This is a genomic window from Arthrobacter sp. 7Tela_A1, from assembly GCF_049311065.1.
Classification (GTDB): Bacteria; Actinomycetota; Actinomycetes; order Actinomycetales; family Micrococcaceae; genus Arthrobacter_B.
The window spans coordinates 69,122-94,918 of record NZ_JAXIOO010000009.1; the positions used below are offsets into that span (position 1 = coordinate 69,122).

The window sequence follows — 25,797 nt, forward strand, 5'->3', positions numbered from 1 at the left end:
GTGTTCTTGGGGACTAGCTGATTTTGCGCGTTGCGCGCCTGCGGCTGAGTTCGTCTTCCGGGAAGGAATGCTCATCGGCGTGTTCGCTGGGCAGCTGGGCCAGGCTTCCTTCGACTTCGCGCCAGACGCGGCCGACGGCGATGCCAAACACACCCTGTCCGCCCTGGACCAGGTCGATTACCTCATCAGCCGACGTGCACTCGTAGACGCTGGCGCCGTCGCTCATCAGCGTGATCTGGGCGAGGTCTTCAACGCCCCGCTCCCTCAGGTGCTCAACAGCGGTGCGGATCTGCTGCAGCGACACACCCGTGTCCAGCAGCCGCTTGACCACCTTCAGGACCAGGATGTCGCGGAAGCTGTAAAGCCTCTGTGTGCCGGATCCCGAAGCACCGCGGACGGCGGGTTCAACCAGGCCCGTGCGCGCCCAGTAGTCCAGCTGGCGGTAGGTGATTCCGGCGGCCTTGCAGGCCGTAGGGCCACGGTAGCCTGCGTCTTCGTCAAGCACCGGGAGGTCCTCGGTAAACAGCAGTCCCTGGGCACTGGCCGGCAGCGTCTTTCCGGGTGCAACGGCGCGGTGTTCGCCGGCATCGCCTTTCAGACTCACTGTTCCTCCTCGTAATGGTTCCCGCAAAGTCGGCAGCTGCCGCAGGCCACCGGACAAAGACCCGGTCCTGTTACCGGACCTGGCCGCACTAGCCTGTTCTCACTAGTGTGTCTGCGGTACCCCACTGGCGCAATGGGAACTCTATGCCTTTGACGTTAGATCCGAGCACGTCCAAGGTCAAAGATGCCGCCTGTTTTTTTTGAGTGCGTGTCGGCGCCTCAGCGCTCGAAATCCTCGGGTTCGACGTCAGCCAGGAACTCCCGGAACTGCCGCAGCTCCTGCTCCGCTGTTTCCTGGTCATCCTCATCGGCATCGCCGTCGGACTCCGTGATCCGTACGCCTGCTTCGTCAAGCACACTGTCTGCGCAGAAGATCGGGCAGGGAACCCGCAGCGCCACGGCAATCGCATCCGATGCGCGGGAGCTGACCCGGGTTCCGTCCTCGAAAACCAGTTCCGCATGGAACACGGTGTCCTCAACGGTCACGAGCCGGACTTCCGTGACCCGGTGGTTCAAGGCCTTGATAACGCTGACCATCAGGTCATGCGTCATGGGCCGGGGCGGAACAATTCCCTGCTGCACGAACGCGATGGCGCTGGCTTCGGGGGCACCGATCCAGATGGGCAGATGCCGTTCCCCCTCGAGCTCCTTGAGCAGTACCAGGGGCTGGTTGGACGGCAGTTCGATCCGTACGCCGACTACTTCGACTTCCTGCATGGGCTTCAGCTCTCCATCCGGGCGATCTGCCCGTTCACCAGGGCACTGTGCAGATTGAGGCACAGGTCGCTTATCTCCCGTGCCGTCTCGGCCGCCCGAGCCTTCGAGGCGACGTCCCGGCGTGAGGCTACCGGCGCGATGACCCGCTCCACCAGTCCCAGTTCACGGTCTGCAGCTGCTCGGAACGGCCGCAGGTGCCGTGGTTCGATCCCGTGGGCCTCCAGCTGGCTGCAGGCCTTGGCGACCTTCAGGGCGTGTTCATCATACTGCTGGTCAGGGGCACTGATAAGACCAAAACTGATGAGGCTGCGGACCAGCTCCGCGGAGGCACCGGACTCGGCCACCAGTTCATCGAAGGACAGCGCCCGGGGCCTGGTCCTGCCTGCCAGTTCTTCGGCCAGCTGCTCTGACACGGCTCGGGGTGCCACGCTGAGTCCGCCCGGGAGCGACTCAGGACGCTCTCCCCTGTCGATCGCGTCAAGGTAGTCCTTGATGACTTTGAGGGGAAGGTACTGGTCGCGCTGCAGGGCCAGCACGAACCGCAGGCGCTCAACATCCTGGGCGGAGTACTTGCGGTACCCGGCGGACGTGCGCTGGGGTGCCACCAGCCCCTTTTCCTCGAGGAAACGGATCTTGGAGGCGCTGATCCCGGGGAACTCACCGCTGAGCTCAGCAAGGACCTGTCCGATGTTGAGAACGCGCGGACGCACGCGCTCCGCGGCTGAGCCGAGGGCGCGCCGTGCGGACTCTGGTCCTGGCATCCGATTCTGCCTTTAGGCCGTGCCGGCAGCCGGGCGTGCAGCGTAGAAGGTAAGGCGGAACTTGCCGATCTGGACTTCGTTCCCCGTGCGCAGCAGCAGCTGGTCCACCCGGTCATTGTTGACGTACGTGCCGTTGAGGCTCATCGAGTCAACGACCCGGAAGCCTTCGGCAGTCCGGCGGAACTCAACGTGCTTGCGGGAGACAGTCACGTCGTCCAGGAAAACGTCCGCATTGGGGTGCCGCCCGGCCGTGGTGACATCCTGGTCCAGCAGGAAGCGCGCACCGGCGTTGGGGCCGGAGTGGGCGATCAACAGGGCGGATCCGGAGGGAAGGGCTGCCACGGCGGCCCTCTCATCGGCACTGAGCTTTGGCTCTACCGAGGTGGCGTCCGAGGCCGGCGGAAGACTGATCGACGTCGTGTCCTCCGCAGTGAAGCCACGCTGATCCGGTTTTTCGGCGTTGTAGTCCTCGCCCGCCATACTGTTTCCTCCCCAAAAAGAACCGGCCATGCTGCCATTGCGGCGACTGGCCATGTGTACACTCGCTTACCGTTCGTGCCTTACCGGCTGTCTTAGCCTACCTGCTATGGGGCATCTGCGGCACAGGGGATTCACACACAGTGTTACGGCCCATCCGCTGCCCGCTTCCTTGGTGCCCTCAAGACGCCAAATGAGGCGCTGACGTGGGAGGACCCATGCAGCCGCGAGCCCCACGTACTCACTGTCAGCGGACGAGCCGTGTGGACAGCCCGGCACCCAAGACCGCAGCCAGGGCGAGAAGGTGGAATGGCTCGACGGCGGGTGCAAAAACACCCAGGGCTGTTCCCGGACTGGCCGCGCACCTAGTTACGCCGAAGCCCCGGGAGCAGCCGCACCGTAGAGCGCCTGGTCGACCAGCTTCGGGACGAGGGAATCGTCGAAGGGAACTTTCAGAACCAGCAGCCGGTGGTAGCAGGCGCCCCACAGCTGATCAACGATGACCTCCAGATCCGCGTCCCCCCGCAGCTGCCCGTCCCGTTGCGCGATCCTGAGCCTGGCAAGGGCGAGGTCGCGGCGCGGCAATGCGTATTCCGCTGTGAATGCCCCCGCCAGGGCCGAATCAGACTGTGCAGCACCAATGAGTTCAGAGATGGGCCGTCCTGCACCGTCGATGGTGAGCCAGCGGACAAAAGACCCGAGCTGCGCAACCAGGTCGGCCCGGACGTTACCCGTATTAGGAAACTCCAGTAAGTGCTCACTGCGGCTGAAGTAGGCCTCTGCCGCGAGCGCTCCGGGCGACGGCCACCACTTGTACAGGGTCATCTTGCTTGAACCGGCTTCCGCTGCGACCCGGTCAAAGGTTACTCCGGACATGCCGTCGCGCAGCAGGATACGCGCGGCAGCCTCCAGCACACCGGCCCGGACTTCCGCTGAAGGCCGCCGCCCCCTGCCCCGCCGAACCGCGGTTTCCTGTGCCATCCTGTTCTTCCTTTGGTAGACATCTTGTCCATTTACGCAAACCAGAGTAAATGTATGAATTATCCATATACGTTAGCGGAGGGCAGAACAATGAACCAGAACCCACAGCGCGTCGCCATCCTCACCGGCGGGTCGGGCGGAATCGGGCGGGCCAGTGCGGTGCGGCTGGCAGCGGACGGCACCGCCGTCGTCGTGCACTACGCAGGCAATCGTGACCTGGCGGAAAAAACGGTGCATTCAATCACCATCGACGGAGGTTTAGCTATCGCAGCGGGGGGAGACATTGCCGATGAATCCGCTATGGAGGTGGTCTTCGACGCGGCACGGAAGGAGTTTGGCGGCGTCGACGTCCTTGTGCACACTGCGGGCATCATGCCCCTTGCACCCGTTGCCGAGATGGATCTGGAGACGTTCGACCGGATCCAACGCACCAACGTGCGCGGAACCTTCGTCGTCAACCAGCTCGCGGCCCGCCGGGTCCGCAGCGGCGGGGCCATCATCAACTTCTCCACGTCCGTCACCCGCCTTCAGCTCCCCGGATATGGCGCCTATGCCGCTTCCAAGGCGGCCATTGAAGGCATGAGCCTGATCCTGGCACGTGAACTGCGCGGCAAGGACATCACCGTCAACGCCATTGCACCCGGGCCCACGGCGACCCCGCTGTTCTTCGAGGGTAAGAGCCCTGAAACAATCAAACAGATCTCCGGCCTGAACCCGATGGAGCGCCTCGGCACACCGCAGGACATTGCCGAGACCGTAGCCTTCCTCGCCGGACCCGGCCGCTGGGTGAACGGCCAGGTTCTCCATGTCAACGGCGGTGCGGCCTGATGGCCGCGGAATCCAGTTCCCGTGCGCCCGGGCAGCGCCGGAGCACGAACGCCGCAGCAGCCGCTGCCCTCATCGCGGGAACACTGGGGGCCTGTTCGGCACCGGCGGACACGGCAGACAGCACTCCGCCTGCGGCATCGTCTTTACCGTCTTCCACCCCGCCTGCGGCAGCCGCTTCGCTGGGCGAGCCCCGGGAACTGACGTCCGGGCTGGACGCCCCGTGGGGGCTGACCTTTCTGCCGGACGGATCTGCGCTTGTGTCCGAACGCATCAGCGGCGACATCCTGCGCGTCCCGCCCGAAGGGGGCAGCGCCCGGACCATCGGCGTCGTTCCTGATGTGGAGCACTCCTCGGAAGGCGGATTGCTGGGCATCGTGGCATCGCCCCGGTTCGCAGAGGACCGCACAGTGTTTGCGTACGTGTCAGGGCAACAGGAAAACCGGGTGGTGGCCCTTACCATTGCCGGTGACTTCACCTCTCTTGCCGTGGACCGCGTGCTGCTGGACGGCATCGATACCGCTGACCGCCACCACGGCGGGCGCATTGTCCTCGGACCAGACGGGCACCTCTGGATTGGGACCGGAGATGCGTTCGAGCCGGAAAACGCCGCCGAACCGGAATCGCTCAACGGCAAAATCCTGCGTATCGGAACTAACGGTTCAGTCCCGGAGGACAACCCCGGTGCCTCCCCGGTGTTCTCCGGAGGGCACCGCAACGTGCAGGGGATCGCGTTCGGCCCAGAGGGGACAGCGTATGCCTCGGAACTTGGGCACCGGACCTGGGACGAGGTAAATGTGCTCCGCGCAGGGGCCGACTACGGCTGGCCCGAAACCGAAGGCATCGCGGGGTCGACCGGTGAGGCGCCTATCGCCACATTCTCCCCCGATGAAGCGAGCCCTTCCGGTGTTGCCTACGCTGCAGGATCGCTGTGGATCGGCGCCCTCGGCGGCCAGCGGCTCTGGCAGCTTCCCGTCGACGGCTCGGCCGCCGCCGAACCGGCAGCGCACTTTGTGGGCAGTTTCGGGCGGATCCGTACGGTAGAACGCGCGCCCGACGGGTCGCTGTGGCTGCTCACCTCAAATACGGACGGCGCAACCTGGGGCGGCACCACGCCGCGCGAAGATGATGACAGGATACTCAGGGTGGAAGTCATTCCGCCCGGAAACTAGTGGTCCGAGGAGCCGGACCCCGGCGGCACGTGTGCTGCGGGCCCTGCACAGCGGCATCCTCGATTAGGCTTCGGGACCGGCCGCGGATGGAACAGACGGCGAGCGCCCGGGCAGTGCCGTTTCTGTAGCTGCGCTCCCCTGCGGTGCCGTAGCATCCCGGCGTACACCGCCTGGGTAAAGGAACATCATGCACAGCAGCAGCACTCCCGTCCGCCTGCACCGCCGTGCCCTCGTTACCGGTGCTGCCACGGGTATTGGACTGGCCGTCTGCCAGGCGCTCTCCCTGCAGGAGTGGCACGTGCTGGCAACCGCCCTGCCGGGACAGGACAGCTCGGCCCTCCGTGAACTGCAGCGAACTGAGGTGGTCGAAGCAGACCTCAGTGATGATTCGTCCCTGCAGGCGCTCGTGGACCGGGTTCGGAGGGAACCTGGCCTTGATGCGTTCATCAGCAGCGCCGGAATTGCCATTCCCGGCCCGCTGGAGGCAATCCCTGCAGAAGCACTGCGGGAGCAGTTCGAGGTGAACGCCTTCGCGCCGGTTCTGCTGGCCCGGGCAATACTGCCCCTGATGCGGAAGTCCAAGGGCACCCTGCTCTTCATCGGCGCCGGCCAGGGAAGGGTTGCGCTGCCTTTCGGCGGCCCTTACGCGGCCAGCAAGTCTGCGCTCGCTGCCTTGACCGATGCCCTGCGTGCCGAGACGGCGGACAGCGGCATAACGGTGACCCTGCTTGAACCCGGCGCTGTTCGCACCGGCATCCTCACGGACAGCAGTGCGCGTGCCCTGGCCCAGCTTGAGGGCATGCCCCAGGCGATGGCGGACCTGTACCGGAGCCCGCTCCTTGCCGTGCTTCAGCGCTCAGAACACGCATTCCGGCAAGCACTTCCGGTGGAAGTTGCTGCCCGCCTCATCATTCGAACCCTCGATTCCCCAAATCCGCCGCCGCGCCGGCTCGTTGGCAGGGACGCCCTGCTGCTTGCCGCGGTTGCCAGCCTCCCCGCCAGATGGCGGGCGCGCCTGGTCCGCCGCCTGATGCGCGTGCCTAAAGCGTGACCCCTTAGTCGTTCTGAGGCGACTCAGATGTCGATACACGCACCACTCCCCGCCGGGAGGCAGCGGCCTACGGTTTCGGCATGGTCCCTTCACCCAGCTCCCTGCCGACATCCCGCAGGACCAGGACCCGCCGGAACGCGCTGCGGCGGGTCCTGGTCGCCGCAGTACTGGCCCTCTTTGCCGTTTCCGGATGTGTCCCTGCCACTGAGCCCATGGAACAGACCAAATTCCCCTTCGACCGCCGGCTGCCCATTCCGCCGCTTGCCGAGTCCCAGATGGTCAACGGCACTCGGGTGTTCCAGCTTGAGGCGCAGGAAGGGTCCAGTGAACTCGTCCCCGGTCTCCAGACACGCACGTGGGGGTTCAACGGTGACGTGCTGGGACCGACGCTGCGCGCCCGGGAAGGAGAGCGGGTCGCCGTCGAGGTCCGGAACTCCCTCTCCGAAGCAACCACCGTGCACTGGCATGGAATGCATCTGCCCGCTGCCATGGACGGCGGACCGCACCAGAGCGTTGATCCCGGCGGCTCGTGGCGTCCGGAATGGCAGATTGACCAGCAGGCTGCGACCCTCTGGTACCACCCGCATCCACACGGCCAGACAGAGAAGCATGTCTACCGGGGGCTGGCCGGAATGTTCCTCCTCGATGATGCGCGGTCCCTGCAGCTGGGCCTGCCCAAGGACTACGGAAGGGACGATATTCCCGTCATCATCCAGGACAAGCGCTTCGACAGTGAGGGCGGACTGATCGAGGACTCCCAGGGCAATGAGCTGGGACTGCTTGGAAACACGGTCCTGGCCAACGGGGTCGCCGGAGCGGTGCAGGAGGTGGACACTGAACTGGTGCGCCTGAGGCTGCTGAACGGTTCCACCGCCCGCACTTATGACTTCGGCTTCGACGATGACCGGCGCTTTGACCAGATCGCCACCGACGGCGGTTTGCTGGCTGAGCCGCTCCAAACCACCCGCGTGCGCCTCTCCCCCGGCGAGCGCGCCGAGATCGTCGTTCCGATGGCCCCGGGTGATGAGACGATGCTGACGTCCTTCCCGCCGGACCTCGGCGATGTCCTGGTGCCCTCTGCTTTCGGTTCCCGTGACCGGCTCGATGTCCTGCTTCTGCGTGCTGCCGACCAACTGCAGCACTCCCCTCCGCTGCCCGGGCGCCTGAACGACGACGCCGCGGGGCCGGTTGCCTCCGAGGCCACCGTCACCCGCACCTTTGAAGTCCGGGACCGGCAGATCAACGGACGCAGCATGGACATGGACCGGATCGACGCCACCCCCGAACTCGGCAGCACGGAGATCTGGGAGGTTACGAACACCCATGGCGTTCCGCACAACTGGCACGTGCACGACGTCCAGTTCCAGGTACTGGACATCGACGGCGCCGCCCCTCCACCGGAGCTGCGGGGACGCAAGGACACCGTGTATCTGGAACCGAACCGCACCTACCGGCTCATCATGCGGTTCGAGGACTATGCCGACCCGGACTCCCCGTACATGTTCCACTGCCATCTCCTGCTGCATGAGGATCAGGGCCTGATGGGACAGTTTGCAGTCACGGACCCGGGACCCGGTGATGGACAGGGTGACGGGCAGGATGACGGCAGCGGTCAGGGCGCGCCTCCGGGCGGCGCCGAAGAGCGCCCGGAATCCGGTCACCCGGAAAGCGGACACCGCCACTGACTGCCGGGGCAACCCCGGGAATCAAACCCACTGAACCAGCTGGATGATCAGGCCGTTCGGGTCCCGGTACTGGGCGTAGCGTTCTCCCCAGGGCTCGGTTTCCGGCGGGGTTACGACGTCCGTCCCCTCGGCTGCCAGCCGTTCATGGCGCGCGTCCAGATCTCCGACCACCAGCACCAAAAGGAGTCCGTCCCGGGCACTCCCTGCGATCTCCGCAGGCTTGAAGGTAGGCAGCCCGGTGCGCAGGAAGACAACATTCGGACCGCCGTCCGGATGCTTCAGCGAAATGAACCCGTCATCCTGCATTTCGGAAAGAAAACCAAAGTTCTGGATCAGGAACGCAGCTGAGGCAGCCGGATCGGGAACGTTGAGGGAAACGCCGAACGCGAGTATGCCGTTATCCACTGGTTCTCCTTTGCCTGCCGGCAGCCGACGGGGCTGTCCGGTCATTCAGTTCACGTCGGCCAGCTTCACCATGCGCGGCAGGCTGGGCGGCCCAAACCAGGTTTCCAGGGCATCCGCCAGGTCAGCCTGGCTCCCGGACGTGGGTCTGCCGCCGTAGCCGGGTTCACCTTCCAGCCAGGCGATGTGCCCGTCCGGACGCAGCAGCAGCGAGGACGTCAGCGGATCGGAGCCCGGTTCAATGATCTGGTCCACCCGGTCTTCCCAGCCTTCAAGCAGCAGCTCTCCGGTCCGGTCCAGGAGGACTCCGCGCCCGGTATGCATCCGCCCATAGAGTGTTCCCTGCGCCAGCCGGACATCCCGCTGCCGGCGCCCGAGCAGGTCGGGGCCGGGCCCGAAGTCGTACCGGATGTCCAACGACGTGATCTTCCCGATCAGGCGCCGGTTCACGGCGTCGAACTCCATCAGCTCGGTGAGCAGCTTCCGCACGGCCTGCGGTCCCGGTTCCGTCGAGGCCAGCTCGGACTGGGCGCGGGCGGTGTTCAGGACGTCGGCTGCCACTGGATGCCGTTCGGTGAAGTAGGTGTCCAGCAGTTCGGCCGGTGCCCATCCGTTCACGGCCGCGGCAAGCTTCCACCCAAGGTTCAGGGCGTCCTGCAGGCCAAGGTTCAGTCCCTGGCCGCCGAAGGGCGGGTGAATGTGCGCGGCGTCGCCGGCCAGGAATACCCTGCCGGCCCTGTAGGCGTCAGCCAGCCGCGTTGCATCCCCGAACCGGGAGATCCACCGGGGTGAATGTGCACCAAAATCCGTGCCGGCATAGGTATTCAGCTGCTGTTTCAGTTCCTGAAGGTCTGGCGGAACAGCGCGGTCTTCCGCCACGCCGTCCGCGGGAACCACCACTCGGAAGGCACCGCCTTCCACGGGTCCCGCTCCGAAGTCGCGGTGGATCTCACGGACCCGTGCTGACACGGCGGCCACGTCTTCCGGTGCAGCTGTGAGCTCCACCTCGGCCAGCAGGAATTCCCTGCTGCTCGGCTCCCCGGGGAACCCGATGCCCGCCAGTGACCTAACGGTGCTGCGGCCTCCGTCGCATCCCACGAGGTAGCGCCCCCGGACATCACTCCCGTCTGCCAGGGTAACCACGACGCCGGCGTCGTCCTGCATGAGGCCGGTAATCCCATGTCCCCGGCGGATGTCAACGCCAAGTTCGACGGCGCGGCGGGTCAGCACGGCCTCGGTCTCGGTCTGCGGGATTCCCAGTACGTACGGATGGGTGGTGTCCAGGTCCGGCGCCGTGCGGAGAATGCCTGCGAAGAACCCGTCGAGCGGATGCCGGGTGCCGGCAGCAGCGAAGTGCTGGCCCAGTCCGCGCTGGTCCATGATCTCGATGCTGCGTGAGTGCAGGCCCAGGGCGCGGACGATACTGGTTGGCCCCGGTTCCCTGTCCAGGACCAGCACGTCCACGCCGTGCAGGCGCAGCTCACTGGCCAGGAAAATACCGGTTGGTCCGGCTCCGGCAACGATTACTTCGGGCACGGATATCCCCTCGCGAATGCTGGCAGCTGTGTTCTCGACGAGCGTACGTCCGCCCCGGCGAAAAGTTGAGGGGGCGGTTCAGTGTTGGAGTTCCAGGCGCAGAATCCGGTCATCCTCCGCTCCCGGATTTCCCCGCCCGTCCGTGTTGCCCGTCAGGACCCAGAGGCTGCCGTCCGGCGCAGCTGCAGCATCGCGAAGCCTGCCTTCGCCGGAGACGTGTTCGACGGCGCTGCCCGTCTCCTCCAGCGGCACCTCCCGCAGGCGTTCCCCGCGGAGGTTGGCGATGAACAGGGAGTTCCCCAGTACTGCAACGCCGCTGGGACTGGCGGCACCGGGTTCCCACTGCTGCACCGGGTCGATGAACCCCGCCCGCCCGGCGATTCCTTCGGCCTCCGGCCAGCCGTAGTTTCCTCCGCGTTCAATGACGTTCAGTTCATCCCAGGTGTTCTGTCCGAATTCGCTGGCATACATCGTTCCGTTGCCGTCCCAGGCAATGCCCTGCGGATTCCGGTGCCCGTAGCTGTACACCGGTGACCCGGGGAACGGATTGTCCGCGGGGATACGGCCGTCGGGCGTCAGCCGCAGGATCTTTCCGCCAAGGGACCCGGTGTCCTGGGCGCTCTCCCGGCTTCCGGCGTCACCCGTCGTCGCATACAGCATGCCGTCCGGGCCGAAGGCGATTCTTCCGCCGTTGTGGACGGTCCCGGAGGGAATCCCTTCCAGGATGGTCTCGGGCTCCGCGAGAGACAGGGAACCCGGCGAGCCAGTGATTTCGCGGCGCTCAATCCGGTTCCCGTCTTCCGCGGTGAGGTAGCTGTAGAGGTTGCCGTCCTGCACGGCCAGGCCCAGCAGGCCGCCCTCTCCACCGCCGCCGGCCTCGACCAGGCCCGCTTCACGCTGGTTTCCCGCGGCATCCAGTTCCAGGATCCGGCCGGAGTCCCGCTCGCTGACCAGCGCGGTGTCTCCGTAGAAGGCCACGGACCACGGCGCCCGGAGACCGGTGCTCAGCGTCTCAGGTTCGGAGAGGCCGGCCGTGGAGGCCGTGGGCGCGGGAGGGCTGGGCTGGTCAGCACCCATGCCGCTGCAGCCGGCAAGCACCAGTACGACGGCGGCGGCCGGGGCGGTTTTCCGTGTCGGGGACGGCGGGGAACCCATGGCAGCTCCTAGGTAGGCATCTTCCCGCGAAGGTACCAGTTTTGGACGCTGGCCGCCTGAGGCACCGCGGGCACCCGCCATGGCCGCGGCCGTCCCGGGCGGTTCCCAGCTCAATCCGGGCTCATGCCGCCGGTCAGGTTCAGCACCGTGCCGTTCATGCTGGCCGCCCCTCCGGTGGCTAGGAAGACGGCCGCCCGTGCCACGTCGCCGAGTGTGGGGAGGGTACCGCTGGTGGTCAGGGATTCAAGGAAACGGGTGAACTCCTCCAGCCCCATGGGCAGGTCCGGAGTGCTCCCGATGGTTTCGCGGATCCGGTGCGGCCGCAGGCACACGGTCCGGACACCGGCGGCACCGGTCTCCGCAGCGATCGTTCGCGTCAGGCCCTCTACCGCGGCGCAGGCGGCGGAGAACCCGCCAACTCCGGCGAGAGCCAGCCGCGCCGGTGACGCCGAAAGCATCAGGATCGTTCCGCTGCCCTGGGTCACCATGTACCGGGCCGCCGACCGTGCGGTGAGGAACTGGGTGCGCAGCCATGCGGCGGCGGGAGCCACGACGTCGTCCGCGTCCATCTCCAGCAGCGGGGTGCCCTGGACGCGCGGAATCTCAACGGCATTCAACAGAACATCGATCCGCCCGGCCAGGTCCGCCACCGCATTGGTATGGGCATCCACCTCCACGGGACTGAAGGCATCCACGCCGCTGACGTGCGCTTCGGCTCCCAGTGCCCGAACTTTTTCGGCGGTGGCATGAACGGGCGGTTCACGGTGCCCGGCGAGGAAGAGTTTCGCACCCTGCCGGGCGAATTCCTGTGCCACGGCCCCGCCAATCGCTCCCCCGGCACCGTGGATGATCACATTCAACGGCGGCTGCTGTTCTGAGGGCATCCTGGGCTCCTGTTGGTGCAGGGAGGAACCAGCCGGAGAACTCCTGCCGGTGGATGAACGCTAGCAGCGCGGCATCCCGCCGTCAGCAGGATCAGCGCGTGAAGCCCTGCCTGACACCGAACCAGGGCATTTTGTCCCGCCCCTGTTTCCGGGCCGGCAGCTGCGGGACAGTGGAAGGAACGTCCCGGACTCAACAGGAAGCAGGTGGTGCCCGTGGAGGTGCTCTTTCTGCACGGAGCAGGCGGGTGGAAAGATGATCAGCCGATCGCCGGGGAACTGCGTTCCCGGCTGCGGGTTCCGGTGGCCATGCCCCGCCTCCCTGACCAGGAGATGACCGCGGAGGCCTGGCTTGGGGGCCTCGATGAAGCCCTGGAGCCGATGGGAGAGGAAACAGTCATTGTGGGTCACTCCTTTGGTTCTTCCATGGCACTGCTCCGGCTCGCTGCTGCTCCCCCGGAACCGCTGCCCCGGGGAATGGTGCTGCTGGCCACTCCGTTCTGGGGGCAGGAGGGCTGGCAGGCCGGGTATGCGCTGCCCGCGGACTTCGCGCTGCCCCCTGGCCTGCCGGTATTCCTGCACCACTGCCGCGACGACGGCACGGTTCCCTTCGAGCACCTGGCCCGTTACGAAAGGCTGCTGCCCGATGCAGTGATCCGCCGCCACAAGACCGGCGGACACCAGTTCGAGGAGCGGATGGACGCCGTAGCCGGGGATGTGGCGTCCCTGCTGGGCTCCTAGACCCCGACGACGAACCGAAGGGCGCTCCAGATCAGCAGGGTTGAGATGGTGGTCCAGAGAAGAATCGCCACGCCCTGCCACAGCAGAACCCACCGGCGGGAGGTACCTCCGGCCACAAGGATCGATGCCGTGAACTGGGTGGGGATGGCCAGCGGACCCAGGATGCTTGCTCCGGGAACACCAAAGCGGACAAGCCACCGCTTGAAGCGGATGCGTCCCTTTGACTCCGGCTTGGCAGGACGGGTCGCAACCAGTGTCGGTGCACTGCCGTCTGCTGCGACCGCTGCCGCCGCCCGGGCATCAGCGCGGTTGGTAACGGCGGTCCGCGCCCCGGAGGTAAGCATCACCACGAGCAGGACGCTGGCAAAGTTGCCGATTGCTGCCGCGACCGCCGCGAGGACGGGATTGAGTCCGCCGACGATCCCGATCAACGCGCCGGCTTCATTTTCGAGAAACGGGATGGCCGCGGCGAGCATCAGAATAAAGGGCTGAAGGAACTCAGGCACCTGGCCTAGAAGCTCCTGAAAGTTGTGGACGAGTTCCTGGATGGGGTTCATCTGTCCTGTTCCTACTCTTCTGGACGAGGGCCTGTCCCTCGGATTGGTGACAGTAGAAACCGTGTTCCCGGAACAGGGTCAACCCCTCTGTTCCGGGGGTTGACCCTGTTCCGGGAACACAGTGTTCGATGGTTCGAACCAGGGGCCGCCCATCCGGGGCGGACACGGTTTGGAGGCCGGACATGCAAGTGAAACCAGACAGCGCACCCATGCTGCAGCCTTTCCGGTGGTGGCAGGCGTTTTCCCGCTCCCTGTTCCATCTGCGGATCAGGGACAGGGAGGGACTGCCGGAGACGTGGTCAGTCGAGGTGAGGCACGGCGGGGACGACGAGGGCGATGTGTACGTGAACCTCTACCGCAGCGGTCTGCACATGACCCGCGCCAAGCCTCCGGCCAGCTTTCCCCTTCCGGGTGGGACCATCCGCGTGGCTGTGAGCATGTACGGCGTGAGGCGGGCCGACTACGTTGCCCATGACGGCACCGTGCAGAAGCTCACCCCTGATATGTCCTCGGCTGAGGGGCGGCGTGCGCATCTGGACCAAACGCGGCCGGTTCTGAGCCGGTTCCTTGGGGTGTTGTCCGTGATGGTGCTGCTCGTGAGCCTCGCGATCGGTGTGCCGCAGCTTCTGGAGTCTGTCACCTCGATCCCCCCGGTCGCGGCAGCCATCGGCACGTTTGCCAGCCCGTTCCTCCTCCCCGGGTGGGCGAACACGGCACTCGTGCTGGCCGGCGCAGCCGCCAGCACGGAGCGGGCGCTGCGCCTGCGGTATAACCGGCTGCTCGACGGAGGCCTGTTCAGCGGCGATGACTAGGTGGTACGGGCACCAGGTCCTTCGGCGCGCTGATCCTGCACGGCGCTGTGTTTTTGCACCCCGCTTTGATCCTGCGTGTTGGTGAGCAGCTCGCCGGCCATCACGTTCGCACGGAAGAGTACGTCCAGCTGCGCTTCGTTGTAGAGCTCGGCCAGGGCATCCCCGAACGTCTGGGTGCTGACTTCGGTTCCCTTGGGCAGGTGGGCGGCAGGGTCGCTCAGCCACGGATACGCGGCGAGGTGCTTCACAATGACCGCCGCCACCCTCCGGGCCAGTTCCTCCCGGGTCTGCTCATCGGCGTCCGGGGGCAGGTTGTCAATGTCCGGACCCGTGTCATCGGTCTCGTCCGCCGTCATTTCCCGAATGTCCGCCAGCGCGTCCTCATCGTAGAGCTGGCTCATGATGTGAACGATTGAGCGGTCATTCTCCGACAGGCGGGAGGCGACGGCTTCGAAGCCTGCAGGCACGTCCGCCGGTGCCTGGTGCTGGAAGATCGCGGCAAGGTGGGCGCGTGCTTCCTGCAGGGACTCGATGCGCAGCTGGAGCTCGGCGTCTACGTCCCGCAGCACATCGGGGGTGCCGCCTCCTCCCGCGCTGACTTCGCGCATCTGTGAGAGCGGAATGCCCAGGACTGCCAGCCGCCGGATACGCAGCAGGCTCACCAGATGCCGCACCTCGTACTGCTTGTAGCCGTTGTACCGGCGGTCGGGTTCAGGGAGCAGACCCAGCCGGTGGTAGTGGCGGACCGTGTTCACCGTCGTACCCGCCAGGTCAGCCAGTTCACGCGTGCTCCACGGCATCTCAAGCTCCTTCCCGCCCAAGGTGACCACAAAATAGACCCCGCGGCCCTTCAGGCTGAGCCGCTGCACGAGTTCCAAGAGCATACGCCGTGCCAGGTCGGCAATCGAGGAAACCAGGGCAAGTCGAGTACCACCCTGCTCTCGCCGATGTCACTGAACACGAGCTCCCGGACAGGGCGGTACCCCCATGACGTGCAGCCCCACATCCGAGGACCGCCCACCCTCGGTCAAAAGCTTTCGGAAACCGGCGGTCACGAACCGGTGTGGGCTGCCCGGGCCACCATGGCGAAGTCTGCGGGTGTCGGCAGCCGGAATATCCCGCCGCCGGCCCGGAACTCGTCGCCGTGTTTTTTCATATGGCGTCCGAACAGCGGGCACACGGGAACGAGGGTGAGATTCCTGAGGGTGACGTCCGCGAGCACCTCGCGGAGCAGCAGCCCGGCGAGGCCGCGTCCGGCGAACCGTTCATCCACCTCGGTATGGAAAACGATGCGTTCATCTTTCGGGCCGGGAGGATCGAGGAAGTGCCTCCAAAAACAGCACGTGGTGGGCATTTGGGAATGTAGTTGACATATCAATCACCGGGGATATGATTCATATGTCAACTACTTAGGAGATTTTGATGGATGCAGGGAAGCGCAGAAAGCTCCCCACCAGCGGGGAACTCGCCGTCTGGCGCGCCCATCACGAGGCCGTCGAAATCGCCCGCTCCCGTATCGAGTCGCGGATGCGTAAGGATTCGGGGCTTTCGGACGGCGATTACCGGGTTTTGGTTACCCTCAGCGAGGCAGAGGGGAAGGCTATGCGTTCGTCGCGGCTCGCCGCCCAGCTGGAGTGGGAGCGCAGCCGGCTCTCCGGCCAGCTGGGCCGAATGGAGAAACGAGGGCTGCTGCGCCGTGAACCGAGCCCGGAGGATGCGCGCGGCTCACTCGTCATTCTCACCGATGAGGGTGCCCGCGCCTTTCGGGGCAGCACCCTCCCCCACCTCGCTGCCATCAAAGAGATCTTTATCGACGCGTTTACGCCGGAGCAGCTGGCCAATTTGGAGGACGCTGCTGCGGCACTGCGCACCCATTTGGGAATGCCGGCACGCTGACGGCTGCCGAAGCCCGGCAGCGCTACGAAGGGAATGAACCGATGCATCCAGGCATTTACGCAGTGATACTCATAGCCCAGGAGGCCCCAGGATGCATCCCGCTTGGCCGCAGCACAGCACCGATACATGGGACCACCCAGTTCGCCGGGCCGACGTCGTCGTCATCGGTGCAGGCCAGGCAGGACTTTCAGCCGGCTATCACCTGAGCCGGCGCGGCTTCGGCAGCGCCCTTTCCGGCAGCGGCGCCGGACGCAGCTTCGTGATTCTCGACGCCGAGGCTGCGCCCGGCGGAGCCTGGCAGCACCGCTGGGAATCCCTCACCATGGCCACTGTGAACGGCATCTTCGACCTCCCGGGGTTCAGGCAGACAGCTCCCGACCCCGGCACGCCGGCCCGCATCGCCGTGCCGGAATATTTCGCGGCATTCGAGGAGCGCATGCAGCTTCCGATCCTGCGCCCCGTGAAAGTACTCTCAGTATCCGCAGCTGATGGAGACCCGGACGGCGAACTCCTCATTGAATCTGACACCGTTGAATCCGACACCGGAACGTGGATTGCGCGGGCAGTCATCAACGCCACGGGAACCTGGGACAACCCCACCCTGCCCGACTACCCGGGACGGGAGAGCTTTGCCGGACGCCAGCTTCACACCCGGGACTATGCCTCGTTGAAGGAGTTTGCCGGAAAACGGGTCGCCGTCGTCGGTGGCGGGATTTCCGCCCTCCAGCAGCTCGAAGAGATTTCCCGGGTCGCAGAGGTGTTCTGGTACACGCGGCGGGAACCGATTTTCCGCGACGAGCCGTTCAGCGCGGAGGTCGGGAAGGACGTGGTAGCCAGGGTGGCTGCCGATGTGGAGGCCGGAAACCCCACCGGCAGCGTGGTCTCCTACACAGGCCTGCTGTGGACTGACTACGCCCTGGCGGCGAAGCAGCGCGGTGCACTGCAGCGGCGGCCCATGTTCACGCGGATCGAACCGGACGGAGTGCGTGAGGCTGATGGCAGCCTGACCCGCCTGGATGCGATCCTCTGGGCCACAGGGTTCAAGGCGTCCCTCGGCCATCTGGATCCGCTGCGGCTGCGCAATGACCGCGGGGGCATCCAGGCGCACGGCACTGTTGCCGCTGCCGATCCGCGCGTACAGCTGGTCGGGTTCGGTCCCTCACAGTCGACGGTCGGCGCCAACCGGGCGGGGCGGGAGGCAGTTCGGGCAGTAGAGGAACGGCTCGAAGCCGCAGCTGTCCGGAGCTGACGGCTGCCGATGCTCGGGCAGCACGCTGGGGCTCAGGCAAGTCCACCGTTGGGATAGATGACCTGGCCGTTAATCCAGCGCGAGGGCCCTGCGAGGAAGGAAGCAACCTCGGCGACGTCTTCGGGGGTTCCCAGCCGTTCAAGGGGCGCGAGCTGGGCCAGCCGGTCGATGGCCTCCTGGTCCTTGCCGTCCAGGAACAGCGGAGTAGCCGTTGGGCCGGGCGCGATCGCATTCACGGTGATGTCCCGCCCGCGGAGTTCCCGTGCCAGGACCGGGGTGAGCGCCTCAACGGCGGCTTTGCTGGCGGCGTAGGGCGCATAGGTTGGATGCTGCATCCGGGTCTGGCTGGTTGAGATGTTCACCAGCGCGCCTCCGCTCCGCAGCCGCTGCGCGGCCAGCTGGGAGACCACAAAGCTGCCGCGGATGTTCGTGCGGTGCATCCGGTCGAGCTCATCGAGGTCCAGGTCCACCACGGTCGAAAGGACCATGATTCCGGCAGTGTTGATGACGACGTCGATTCCTCCGAAGGCAGCCTCGACCTCGTCAAAGAGCCGGGTCATGGCAATGTCGTCTGCGACGTCCCCGCCAACGGCGATGGCCCGGCCGCCGGCTGCGTTCACTTCCTCGACTACCCCCGCGGCCCTGTTCCCGTTCCCGGCGTAATGGACGGCGACGGCAAAGCCGTCTGCAGCGAGGCGCTTGGCGATCGCTCGGCCCATACCCCCCGATCCGCCGGTGACGACGGCGACCCGGGGATCATGGGATTCGGTGGGCTCGGACACTTTGTGCTCCGATCGAGGAGGGACCATAACTACATACAGCCACCAAATGGACGCAGAGGCCACCACTTTCGAAAAGACGCCTGCGACCAACGACACTTTAGCCACACCAGGGCTGAATCCATGCCCCGGGAGCACAAAAAAGCTCCGGCGGACATACTGTCCGCCGGAGCTTTGTCTGTCGGGTTGACAGGATTTGAACCTGCGACCCCTTGACCCCCAGTCAAGTGCGCTACCAAGCTGCGCCACAACCCGTTCCGCTGATCCGTTGAGCCGGTTTGTTTCCGGCCGAACCAACTCAAATACTCTACAGCATCGTCAGCGATTTTCCCGCATCGGCGGCGCCCCCGGGAGTTACCGTGACACCGGGGCCGCCCGCCGTGCTGAAAGAGCTAGCGCTTGCTGGTCTTGCCGCGCTTCTCACGGACGCGCATGGAGACCTCGATCGGCGTCCCCTCGAAACCGAAGGTCTCACGCAGGCGCCGGGTAATGAAACGGCGGTAGCCCGGATCCAGGAACCCGGTGGTGAAGAGAACGAACTTCGGCGGACGCGACGAGGCCTGCGTGCCGAAGAGGATGCGGGGCTGCTTGCCGCCGCGCACCGGGTGCGGGTGCGCTGCCACGAGCTCGCCGAGGAACGCATTGAGCTTGCCGGTGGGAATACGCTTGTCCCAGTTCTCCAGGGCCAGGTCAAGGGCCGGAACCAGCTTGTCCTTGTGCCAGCCGGTCTTGGCAGAGATGTTGACGCTCGGTGCCCACTCCACGTGTGCCAGGTCGCGCTCGATTTCGATCTGCAGGTAGCGGCGGCGTTCGTCGTCGAGCAGGTCCCACTTGTTGAATGCCAGGACCAGTGCACGGCCCGAGTCGATCGCCAGCTGCAGGATGCGCACATCCTGCTCGGAGAGGACCTCGTCGACGGCCAGGAGCACGACGGCGACCTCGGCCTTTTCGAGGGCGGCCTGCGTGCGGAGGGACGCGTAGAAGTCGGCGCCCTGGGCCATGTGCTGGCGGCGGCGGATACCGGCGGTGTCAACGAAGCGCCAGGTGCGCCCGCCGAGTTCGATCAGTTCGTCAACGGGGTCGCGGGTGGTGCCGGCCGTGTCGTCAACGACCACACGCTCGCTGCCAACCAGCTTGTTCAGCAGCGAGGACTTGCCCACGTTCGGACGGCCGATCAGTGCGATGCGGCGCGGTCCGCCGCTGGATTCCAGTCCCCCGTAAGCCGAGTACTCGGGCAGTACCTCAAGGACGGCGTCGAGCATGTCACCGGTACCGCGGCCGTGCAGCGCCGAGACGGGGTACGGCTCACCGAATCCCAGGCCCCACAGGGTGGAAGCATCGGCTTCGTTCTGGATGTCATCGACCTTGTTGGCGACGACGATGACCGGCTTGCCCTTGCTGCGCAGCATCTTCACCACGGCTTCGTCCGTGGCGGTGATGCCTACAGTCGCGTCAACCACCAGCATCACGGCGTCAGCGACGTCGACGGCGATTTCTGCCTGGTCGGCAACACGGGCGTGGATGCCCCGGGCATCGTGCTCCCAGCCGCCGGTGTCCACGAGCGTGAAGTTCACGCCGTTCCAGGTGGCCGGGTAGGACACGCGGTCACGGGTGACGCCGGGGGTGTCTTCCACGACGGCTTCGCGGCGGCCAAGGATACGGTTCACCAGGGTGGACTTGCCGACGTTGGGACGGCCGACGATCGCCACCACCGGGTCCAGGCGCAGCGGGGCGTCTTCGTCGTAGTCGTCGTAGCCGCCCGAGAGCAGTGCGGCGTCTTCCTCGTCGAGCTCATAATCAGAAAGCCCGGCGCGCAGGGTTTCGGCGCGCAGGTTGGCTTCGTCGTCGTCAAGGGCGGCAAGGCGCTCGTCGATCTGGTCCTCGCCTGCCGGGATGTACTCTTCGCCGTCAAAGGTCGGGTTGGCGTTCATAAACTATTGCTTTCTTTCCGTTGAGACCGTCAGCGCAGGTGCGCCCGGCCGTCTCCGGACGTTCAGCCCGGGTAAGTTTTTTGGGGGCCGGACACGGAAATATTCCGTGCCGCCACCAGTCCATTGAAACACGGCGAGGCGCGGGGCCCCATTCGGGCCCCCGGCGCAGCACCTGCAGTCCGTGGTTAGTGCGTACTGGCGAAAACGACGTCCAGGACAGCCCGGACCGTTTCTTCGAAGTCCAGGTCGGAGGAATCGACCGTCACCACGCCGTCGGCCGCCTGCTGGAAATTGACCACTGTGGAATCCTTCACGTCGCGCGTCAGGACCTGTTCGCGCAGCGCGGCGGCGCTCTGCGAGCCGCCCAGCTGCACACCCCGGCGGCGCAGGCGTGCCTCCTCGGAGGCGGTGAGCAGGATCCGGACTTCGGCAGTGGGAGCCACCACCGTGGTGATGTCCCGTCCTTCGGCGACGATCCGCAGTCCGGAGTCCTTGATCAGCTGCTGCTGGCGGCGCACCAGTTCGGCGCGGGCACCAAGGGTGGTGGCCACGGCGGAGACATTGGAGGAAACCTCCGGTTCACGGATCGCCTGGGTGACGTCCTCTCCCCCCACGAGCACCCATTCTGCGTCCGGTGAAGTGCTCAGCTCAATGTCCGCAGTGCGGGTGGCGGCTTCCACGGCCACGGCATCGGTCAGGTCGATGCCGGCCCGCATGCAGGCGATGGTGACTGCCCGGTACATGGCGCCGGTATCCAGGTAGTTGGCATGCAGCCGGCGCGCCACTTCACGGCTGATGCTGGATTTACCCGAGCCCGAGGGGCCATCGATAGCCACCACCAGCGGCTTGCCCAGCCGGAACTGTGCCGGGTTCTGCTGTGCGTTCACTCCACTACCTTCCAGCCGCGGGCAGTCAGTGCGCTGACCAGCCCGTGCATCTTGCTCGGAAGAACCGAGATTTCCGCCCGTCCCACCTCGCGGCCGGAGGCATGCTCCAGGCGGAGGTCTTCCAGGTTGACGCCGATTTCCCCGATTTCGGTGAGCAGGCGAGCGATTTGGCCGGGCGTGTCATCCACCAGCACGGTGAAGCTGACGAACGACTGCGGCGGGGTGCCGTGCTTGCCCGGAATCCGTGCCTGGCCGGTGTTGCCTTCGGAGATCAGCTGCGCCATGTCCAGGCGCGCGCCGTCTGCCGTCGGGTTTTCCAGCGTGTTGATCAGGCGGTTCAGGTCCTCGCGGACGCCGTGCAGGATGTTCACCAGGCGCGGCGCGTTGCCGCTGAGGATCTGCACCCAGAGCTTGGGATCGCTCGCGGCGATCCGGGTGACGTCGCGCAGCCCGTTGCCCGCCAGCGCGAGTGCCGACGGCGGAGTCTCCTGCAGGCGGCTGGCCACCAGTGAGGACATCACCTGCGGCAGATGGGAAATCAACGCTACGGACTGGTCGTGGTCCTCCGCGCTCATCCGGGACACCACGGCACCGAGGTCGATAGCGAGGGCTTCGGCCACCTTCACGGCGTCCGGGGAACTGTGTTCCCCCGCGCAGATGACCCACGGCATCGACATAAAGAGGTCGCCAAGGGCTGCCACCGGACCGGACTTCTCCCGCCCGGCCATCGGGTGCGTGCCCACGTAGCGGGACAGGTCGGCGCCGGAGTCCTGCAGGTCGGCAAGCACGGCGGCCTTGACGCTGGCAATGTCCACGACGACGGCGGAGGGCCAGTCCTCCAGGGCCTGCGCCACCAGGGAAGCGGTAACGTCCGGCGGCGCGGCGACCACCACGAGCTGGGGAGCGAATCCGGCCTCAGCCTCGGCGAGCCGGCGGCCGGCACCAATGTCCCGTGCCACGGCTTCAGTGGAGGGAGAGATGTCAGAAAGAGCGACGTCGATACCCCGGGCCCGCAGGCCAAGCCCGATGCTGGCGCCAAGCAGCCCGGTGCCGATCACCAGGACCGGTCCGGACAGGTGTGTACCCCCGTTGGCCAGTACCGTCACCGGCTACAGCCCTACGGAAGCCAGCAGGTGGCCCACTTCGTGGCGGCCGAGGACGCGGATGCTGCCCTGGCGCTGGTCGTTGAGGCGGATCGGCCCCATCTGGGTGCGCACCAGGCGCTCCACCGGGTGGCCGACGGCGTCGAACATCCGGCGGACAATGCGGTTGCGGCCGGAGTGCAGGACAACCTCGACGAGGATGTGTCCGGGCGTGGAGTCCACCAGGCGGAAGGAATCGACCTTGGCGAAGCCGTCCTCGAGTTCGAGGCCTTCGCGCATCTGGGCGCCGACGCCGTGGGCCATCGGACCGCGCACCTGGACCAGGTACGTCTTGGGAACCTCATAGGAGGGGTGCGTGAGGCGGTTTGCCAGCTCACCGTCGTTGGTCAGCAGCAGCAGGCCTTCGGTGTTGTTGTCCAGGCGCCCAACATGGAACAGCCGCTCGTGCTTGTTCGTGTTCTTGAGGTAATCGCTGATGCAGGGACGGCCCTCCGGGTCCTCCATGGTGGAGATCACGCCGCGGGGCTTGTTGAAGACGTAGTACTTCTGGGTGTCATCCAGCTGCAGGCTCATACCGTCCACGTGGATGGACACCGTCTTGGGATCGACGCGGACACCGAGCTCGGTAACGACCTCGCCGTCGACCTCCACCCGCCCTTCCTGGATCATTTCCTCACACACACGCCGGGACGCCACGCCGGCGCTGGCCATGACCTTCTGCAGCCGGATTCCCTCGGGATCGTGGTGTTCGGAGACTACGGGCTTGCCCGGACGGCGGGTGTGCGTGCGCTTGGTGACCGGACCCAGGTTCTTGCCGAAGCGCTCATTGCGGAAAGCACGCTCTGAACCGCCCTTGCCCTTCGGTGCACCGGTCTTGGGGCCGCCGGGCTTGAAACCGCCCGCTTTGGGCGCGCCGGACTTGAAGCCGCCCGCCTTCGGGGCACCCGACTTGGGTGTACCGGACGAAGAGGACTTGGGACCCCCCGTGCGTCCGCCGGCCGGCTTGGAGCCCTTGCCGAAGCCGCGGCCGCCTTCGGCGCCGCCTCCGCGCGGGTTGTTGCGGCCTGATCCGGAACGGGGTGCCTGTGTCATTGAGAAGTCCTTCGGGTGTAGCGGTTAATAAGTAGTTTCTTCAAATTCTGCGAGGTTTTCCAGCCCGGGCAGGTGGGGAGCAATCTGCGGCAGCTCCTCCAAGCTGCCGAGCCCCAGCTTCTCCAGGAAGTACGGAGTCGTGCAGTAGAGCAGCGAACCGGTTTCGGGTTCCGTTCCGGATTCCGCGACAAGCCCGCGCTGCAGCAGCGTGCGGACCACGGAATCGACATTGACTCCACGGATGGCGGAGACCCTGCTCCGCGACACCGGCTGGCGGTAGGCAATCACCGCCAGAGTCTCCAGTGCCGCCTGTGAAAGCCGGGCACTTTGTCCCTCGAGTACAAACTGCCCAACGACGTCGGCGAAGGCGGGACGGGAGTAGATGCGCCAGCCGCCGGCAACTTCCCGGAGCTCGAATCCACGCGGTTGCGGTGCAGACGGGCCAACGGGTCCGCCCCCAGTATAGCCGTCATACTCCTGGCGCAGATCGGCAAGGGTTTGTTCGGCTTCGACCGGCTCCACACCGAGCGCTTCGGCCAGCTGCGCAGCCGTGATGGGTTCGTTGATCACCATCAGCACAGCCTCGGCCGCAGCCTTGACCCCGCCGGGACGTGCCGCCAGGGTGCCGCTTGCGGCAACGGCGTCCTCAGGGGTGGGCCGCTGCATGGGTCTCCTCGTCATATTCTTCGGTCAGGTCCTCTGCCGTCCAGCCGTTTCCGGCGCCTTTGCCGGTCCAGGCGACGCGCAGTTCTCCCAGCGGTTCGGGCTGGTCAAAGGACAGCACGCCGTCACGGAACATTTCCAGCAGGGCCAGGAACCGGGCAACTGTTTCCAGCGCCGTGGCATCAGCGGTGAGCTCTCTGAAGGTGAGCGGACTGCGCTCCTGCAGCCGGCCGCTGATGATCCGGGCCTGCTCCCGGACGCTGACCCGCGGTGCATGCAGGTGGGCAAGCCCCACTTCCGTCGGAGGACCCGGCTTGGGTTCCAGCGCTTTGACCGCCAGAGCGGCGAATTCCTCCGGGCTGCTGCGCCAGGCCAGCTCCGGCAGCATGGCTGCCAGGTGCGGCTCAAGGGCTGTGTCACGGGGAAAACGCAGGCCCTCCTCGGCCAGGCGGGCGCCCATGAGGGAAGCCATCTGCTTGAAGGCGCGGTACTGCAGGAGCCGGGCGAAGAGCAGGTCCCGTGCTTCGAGCAGGGCAATGTCCTCGTCGTCCTCCACGTCCCCGGCCGGGAGCAGCCTAGCTGCTTTCAGATCCAGCAGGGTGGCGGCAATAACCAGGAACTCGCTGGCTTCATCCAGTGCCCAGCCCTGGCCGGACTCGGTGAGGGCGCGGATGTAGGCAATGAATTCATCCGTGACCGTCGCCAGGGCAATCTCGGTGATGTCCAGCTCGTGCTTCGAGATCAGGCCCAGCAGGACGTCGAAGGGTCCGCGGAAGTTCTCCAGCCGGACCTGGAATCCGCCGGCCGCTGCCTCCTGCTCCCCCGCGCTGCCCGGACCTGCGTCCGCCGCCAGGCTAGGGAGCGCCGCCGCGGGCAATCAGTTCCTTGGCGAGGCGTCGGTAGGATTCAGCTCCGGCGTGGTTGCCGGCGTAGGAGGTGATCGGTTCGGCGGCGACGGTGGCGTCGGCGAACTTGATGGTGCGCTTGATGACGGTCTCGAAAACCTTGTCCCCGAACGCCTCGACCAGGCGGCCGATGACTTCCCGGCTGTGGAGGGTCCGCGCGTCGTACATCGTGGCCAGCACGCCGTCGACCTGCAGGCCCGGGTTGAGGCGGTCCTGGACCTTCTCGATGGTTTCGACCAGCAGCGCCACGGCACGCAGGGCGAAGAACTCGCAGATCAGCGGAATGATGACGCCGTGGGCGGCGGTAAGCGCGTTGACGGTCAGCAGGCCAAGGGAGGGCTGGCAGTCGATGAGGATGACGTCGTAGTCGTCCGAGACCCGGCGGAGGGCGCGTTCGAGCACCTGTTCGCGGGCTACCTCGTTGACGAGCTGGACTTCGGCAGCGGAGAGATCGATGTTGGCGGGCAGCAGGTCGATGTTCTCGACGTGCGTTTCCTGGATCGCGTCGCGGATGTCGACCTTGCGGTCCATCAGGACGTTGTACACGGTGACGTCCAGCTCGTGCGGGTTGGTTCCCAGGCCTGCGGACAGTGCGCCCTGCGGATCGAAGTCAACCAGCAGGACCTTGCGCCCGGCTTCTGCGAGCGCGGCGCCCAGGTTGATGGTCGAGGTCGTCTTGCCGACGCCGCCCTTCTGGTTGACCATCGCAATAATGCGGGCGGGCCCGTGGGACGTCAGGACCGGAGGCTCGGGGAATTCCGTCAGCGGACGGCCTGTGGGGCCCATGGCTTCATCGGCCGCGCCCTGCGTTGCGTCCTGCAGAGTTGTGGAACCCTGTTCGCTGCTCACGTATAAATCCACGCTTCCGTATCTAGCTCTCCTGCTGTCTTGTCCAAGGTTACAACTGTGCAACTGCTATCCCGCGAATCGGTGCCC

The 25,797-nt window shown here is 66.1% G+C and carries 28 protein-coding genes and 1 tRNA gene; 8 read left to right on the forward strand and 21 right to left on the reverse strand.

The genetic code is table 11. The annotated features are described in order from the left end of the window. Positions 1–13: 13 nt before the first annotated feature. The 5 genes from TVB01_RS05975 to TVB01_RS05995 form a co-directional block, all read right to left on the reverse strand. Positions 14–604 (reverse strand): MerR family transcriptional regulator, encoded by a 591-nt coding sequence (locus TVB01_RS05975; RefSeq protein ID WP_279324720.1) that lies wholly within the window; start codon positions 602–604, stop codon positions 14–16. A 218-nt stretch (positions 605–822) separates the two neighbouring features. Continuing rightward, complete coding sequence (locus TVB01_RS05980) at positions 823–1,320, reverse strand: bifunctional nuclease family protein (RefSeq protein ID WP_422454891.1); 498 nt, start codon at positions 1,318–1,320, stop codon at positions 823–825. A 5-nt stretch (positions 1,321–1,325) separates the two neighbouring features. Continuing rightward, positions 1,326–2,081, reverse strand: a complete 756-nt coding sequence (locus TVB01_RS05985; protein ID WP_422454892.1) for a MerR family transcriptional regulator — start codon at positions 2,079–2,081, stop codon at positions 1,326–1,328. Positions 2,082–2,093: 12 nt separating this feature from the next. Further along, positions 2,094–2,561, reverse strand: a complete 468-nt coding sequence (locus TVB01_RS05990; RefSeq protein ID WP_422454894.1) for an FHA domain-containing protein — start codon at positions 2,559–2,561, stop codon at positions 2,094–2,096. A 366-nt stretch (positions 2,562–2,927) separates the two neighbouring features. Further along, a complete protein-coding gene (locus TVB01_RS05995; RefSeq protein ID WP_422454896.1) occupies positions 2,928–3,539 on the reverse strand; it encodes a TetR/AcrR family transcriptional regulator C-terminal ligand-binding domain-containing protein in 612 nt (203 codons plus the stop codon). Positions 3,540–3,629: 90 nt separating this feature from the next. Between TVB01_RS05995 and TVB01_RS06000 the strand changes: the two genes are divergently transcribed. The 4 genes from TVB01_RS06000 (at position 3,630) to TVB01_RS06015 (ending at position 8,272) form a co-directional block, all read left to right on the forward strand. Then, on the forward strand, positions 3,630–4,367 hold the full coding sequence (locus tag TVB01_RS06000) for an SDR family oxidoreductase (RefSeq protein WP_422454898.1): 738 nt from the start codon (positions 3,630–3,632) through the stop codon (positions 4,365–4,367). After that, a complete protein-coding gene (locus tag TVB01_RS06005; protein ID WP_422454900.1) occupies positions 4,367–5,536 on the forward strand; it encodes a PQQ-dependent sugar dehydrogenase in 1,170 nt (389 codons plus the stop codon). The genes TVB01_RS06000 and TVB01_RS06005 overlap by 1 nt, the downstream gene beginning before the upstream one ends. 187 nt (positions 5,537–5,723) lie before the next feature. Then, entirely contained in the window at positions 5,724–6,587 is an 864-nt protein-coding gene (locus TVB01_RS06010) for an SDR family NAD(P)-dependent oxidoreductase (RefSeq protein ID WP_422454902.1), read from the forward strand. An 80-nt stretch (positions 6,588–6,667) separates the two neighbouring features. Continuing rightward, entirely contained in the window at positions 6,668–8,272 is a 1,605-nt protein-coding gene (locus tag TVB01_RS06015; RefSeq protein ID WP_422454904.1) for a multicopper oxidase family protein, read from the forward strand. A 21-nt stretch (positions 8,273–8,293) separates the two neighbouring features. On the opposite strand, the gene TVB01_RS06020 is transcribed toward TVB01_RS06015, so the two are convergent. From TVB01_RS06020 to TVB01_RS06035, 4 genes are all read right to left on the reverse strand, one after another. Then, positions 8,294–8,677, reverse strand: coding sequence for a VOC family protein (locus tag TVB01_RS06020; RefSeq protein WP_422454906.1), 384 nt, complete (start codon positions 8,675–8,677; stop codon positions 8,294–8,296). Between the two features lie 45 nt (positions 8,678–8,722). Next, complete coding sequence (locus TVB01_RS06025; protein WP_422454907.1) at positions 8,723–10,210, reverse strand: FAD-dependent monooxygenase; 1,488 nt, start codon at positions 10,208–10,210, stop codon at positions 8,723–8,725. A gap of 78 nt (positions 10,211–10,288) precedes the next feature. Further along, the gene (locus tag TVB01_RS06030; RefSeq protein WP_422454908.1) at positions 10,289–11,365 is read right to left on the reverse strand and encodes a PQQ-dependent sugar dehydrogenase; all 1,077 of its coding nucleotides are present in this window, start codon (positions 11,363–11,365) and stop codon (positions 10,289–10,291) included. Positions 11,366–11,475: 110 nt separating this feature from the next. Continuing rightward, positions 11,476–12,249, reverse strand: coding sequence for an SDR family NAD(P)-dependent oxidoreductase (locus TVB01_RS06035; RefSeq protein WP_422454910.1), 774 nt, complete (start codon positions 12,247–12,249; stop codon positions 11,476–11,478). 213 nt (positions 12,250–12,462) lie between these two features. On the opposite strand from TVB01_RS06035, the gene TVB01_RS06040 reads away from it, so the two are divergent. Next, on the forward strand, positions 12,463–12,987 hold the full coding sequence (locus TVB01_RS06040; protein ID WP_422454911.1) for an alpha/beta fold hydrolase: 525 nt from the start codon (positions 12,463–12,465) through the stop codon (positions 12,985–12,987). Here TVB01_RS06040 and TVB01_RS06045 read toward each other — a convergent pair. After that, on the reverse strand, positions 12,984–13,544 hold the full coding sequence (locus tag TVB01_RS06045) for a small multidrug efflux protein (protein ID WP_422454913.1): 561 nt from the start codon (positions 13,542–13,544) through the stop codon (positions 12,984–12,986). The genes TVB01_RS06040 and TVB01_RS06045 overlap by 4 nt on opposite strands. A 182-nt stretch (positions 13,545–13,726) precedes the next feature. On the opposite strand from TVB01_RS06045, the gene TVB01_RS06050 reads away from it, so the two are divergent. After that, the gene (locus TVB01_RS06050; RefSeq protein WP_422454914.1) at positions 13,727–14,356 is read left to right on the forward strand and encodes a hypothetical protein; all 630 of its coding nucleotides are present in this window, start codon (positions 13,727–13,729) and stop codon (positions 14,354–14,356) included. Here TVB01_RS06050 and TVB01_RS06055 read toward each other — a convergent pair. Then, complete coding sequence (locus TVB01_RS06055) at positions 14,353–15,240, reverse strand: MerR family transcriptional regulator (RefSeq protein ID WP_422454916.1); 888 nt, start codon at positions 15,238–15,240, stop codon at positions 14,353–14,355. The two genes, TVB01_RS06050 and TVB01_RS06055, sit on opposite strands and share 4 nt — an antisense overlap. Before the next feature lie 167 nt (positions 15,241–15,407). After that, positions 15,408–15,710, reverse strand: a complete 303-nt coding sequence (locus TVB01_RS06060) for a GNAT family N-acetyltransferase (RefSeq protein ID WP_422454918.1) — start codon at positions 15,708–15,710, stop codon at positions 15,408–15,410. A 68-nt stretch (positions 15,711–15,778) separates the two neighbouring features. On the opposite strand from TVB01_RS06060, the gene TVB01_RS06065 reads away from it, so the two are divergent. Beyond that, a complete protein-coding gene (locus TVB01_RS06065; RefSeq protein WP_422454919.1) occupies positions 15,779–16,252 on the forward strand; it encodes a MarR family winged helix-turn-helix transcriptional regulator in 474 nt (157 codons plus the stop codon). A gap of 91 nt (positions 16,253–16,343) precedes the next feature. Continuing rightward, entirely contained in the window at positions 16,344–17,501 is a 1,158-nt protein-coding gene (locus TVB01_RS06070; RefSeq protein WP_422454921.1) for an NAD(P)-binding domain-containing protein, read from the forward strand. Between the two features lie 32 nt (positions 17,502–17,533). Here TVB01_RS06070 and TVB01_RS06075 read toward each other — a convergent pair whose 3' ends face one another. The 9 genes from TVB01_RS06075 to TVB01_RS06115 all read right to left on the reverse strand — a co-directional run bounded on the left by TVB01_RS06075 (position 17,534) and on the right by TVB01_RS06115 (position 25,710). Further along, positions 17,534–18,283 (reverse strand): SDR family oxidoreductase, encoded by a 750-nt coding sequence (locus tag TVB01_RS06075; protein ID WP_422454923.1) that lies wholly within the window; start codon positions 18,281–18,283, stop codon positions 17,534–17,536. Positions 18,284–18,461: 178 nt separating this feature from the next. Beyond that, positions 18,462–18,535: transfer RNA gene (locus TVB01_RS06080), tRNA-Pro, on the reverse strand. 137 nt (positions 18,536–18,672) lie between these two features. Further along, the gene (gene der, locus TVB01_RS06085; protein ID WP_422454924.1) at positions 18,673–20,211 is read right to left on the reverse strand and encodes a ribosome biogenesis GTPase Der; all 1,539 of its coding nucleotides are present in this window, start codon (positions 20,209–20,211) and stop codon (positions 18,673–18,675) included. A 185-nt stretch (positions 20,212–20,396) separates the two neighbouring features. Then, positions 20,397–21,098, reverse strand: coding sequence for a (d)CMP kinase (gene cmk, locus TVB01_RS06090; protein ID WP_422454925.1), 702 nt, complete (start codon positions 21,096–21,098; stop codon positions 20,397–20,399). Continuing rightward, positions 21,095–22,204, reverse strand: a complete 1,110-nt coding sequence (locus TVB01_RS06095; protein WP_422454926.1) for a prephenate dehydrogenase — start codon at positions 22,202–22,204, stop codon at positions 21,095–21,097. Before TVB01_RS06095 ends, cmk begins: the two co-directional genes overlap by 4 nt. Before the next feature lie 3 nt (positions 22,205–22,207). After that, positions 22,208–23,293: a pseudouridine synthase gene (locus TVB01_RS06100; protein WP_422454928.1), complete on the reverse strand. Its 1,086-nt coding sequence runs from the start codon at positions 23,291–23,293 to the stop codon at positions 22,208–22,210. A gap of 24 nt (positions 23,294–23,317) precedes the next feature. Continuing rightward, on the reverse strand, positions 23,318–23,959 hold the full coding sequence (gene scpB, locus TVB01_RS06105; protein ID WP_422454929.1) for an SMC-Scp complex subunit ScpB: 642 nt from the start codon (positions 23,957–23,959) through the stop codon (positions 23,318–23,320). Continuing rightward, entirely contained in the window at positions 23,940–24,809 is an 870-nt protein-coding gene (locus TVB01_RS06110; RefSeq protein WP_422454966.1) for a segregation and condensation protein A, read from the reverse strand. The genes scpB and TVB01_RS06110 overlap by 20 nt, the downstream gene beginning before the upstream one ends. Before the next feature lies 1 nt (position 24,810). Then, positions 24,811–25,710, reverse strand: coding sequence for a ParA family protein (locus TVB01_RS06115; RefSeq protein ID WP_227897200.1), 900 nt, complete (start codon positions 25,708–25,710; stop codon positions 24,811–24,813). Positions 25,711–25,797: the final 87 nt, after the last annotated feature.

Bases quoted from the DNA above. Each gene is read 5' to 3' on its own strand.
- TVB01_RS06030 (WP_422454908.1), bottom strand. From the start codon at position 11,365: ATGGGTTCCCCGCCGTCCCCGACACGGAAAACCGCCCCGGCCGCCGCC.
- der (WP_422454924.1), bottom strand. From the start codon at position 20,211: ATGAACGCCAACCCGACCTTTGACGGCGAAGAGTACATCCCGGCAGGC.
- TVB01_RS06070 (WP_422454921.1), top strand. From the start codon at position 16,344: ATGCATCCCGCTTGGCCGCAGCACAGCACCGATACATGGGACCACCCA.
- TVB01_RS06015 (WP_422454904.1), top strand. From the start codon at position 6,668: ATGGTCCCTTCACCCAGCTCCCTGCCGACATCCCGCAGGACCAGGACC.
- TVB01_RS06010 (WP_422454902.1), top strand. From the start codon at position 5,724: ATGCACAGCAGCAGCACTCCCGTCCGCCTGCACCGCCGTGCCCTCGTT.
- TVB01_RS05980 (WP_422454891.1), bottom strand. From the start codon at position 1,320: ATGCAGGAAGTCGAAGTAGTCGGCGTACGGATCGAACTGCCGTCCAAC.
- TVB01_RS05990 (WP_422454894.1), bottom strand. From the start codon at position 2,561: ATGGCGGGCGAGGACTACAACGCCGAAAAACCGGATCAGCGTGGCTTC.
- TVB01_RS05995 (WP_422454896.1), bottom strand. From the start codon at position 3,539: ATGGCACAGGAAACCGCGGTTCGGCGGGGCAGGGGGCGGCGGCCTTCA.
- TVB01_RS06100 (WP_422454928.1), bottom strand. From the start codon at position 23,293: ATGACACAGGCACCCCGTTCCGGATCAGGCCGCAACAACCCGCGCGGA.
- TVB01_RS06055 (WP_422454916.1), bottom strand. From the start codon at position 15,240: ATGCTCTTGGAACTCGTGCAGCGGCTCAGCCTGAAGGGCCGCGGGGTC.
- TVB01_RS05985 (WP_422454892.1), bottom strand. From the start codon at position 2,081: ATGCCAGGACCAGAGTCCGCACGGCGCGCCCTCGGCTCAGCCGCGGAG.
- TVB01_RS06045 (WP_422454913.1), bottom strand. From the start codon at position 13,544: ATGAACCCCATCCAGGAACTCGTCCACAACTTTCAGGAGCTTCTAGGC.
- TVB01_RS06005 (WP_422454900.1), top strand. From the start codon at position 4,367: ATGGCCGCGGAATCCAGTTCCCGTGCGCCCGGGCAGCGCCGGAGCACG.
- TVB01_RS06060 (WP_422454918.1), bottom strand. From the start codon at position 15,710: ATGCCCACCACGTGCTGTTTTTGGAGGCACTTCCTCGATCCTCCCGGC.
- TVB01_RS06035 (WP_422454910.1), bottom strand. From the start codon at position 12,249: ATGCCCTCAGAACAGCAGCCGCCGTTGAATGTGATCATCCACGGTGCC.
- TVB01_RS06050 (WP_422454914.1), top strand. From the start codon at position 13,727: ATGCAAGTGAAACCAGACAGCGCACCCATGCTGCAGCCTTTCCGGTGG.
- scpB (WP_422454929.1), bottom strand. From the start codon at position 23,959: ATGCAGCGGCCCACCCCTGAGGACGCCGTTGCCGCAAGCGGCACCCTG.
- TVB01_RS06000 (WP_422454898.1), top strand. From the start codon at position 3,630: ATGAACCAGAACCCACAGCGCGTCGCCATCCTCACCGGCGGGTCGGGC.
- TVB01_RS06065 (WP_422454919.1), top strand. From the start codon at position 15,779: ATGGATGCAGGGAAGCGCAGAAAGCTCCCCACCAGCGGGGAACTCGCC.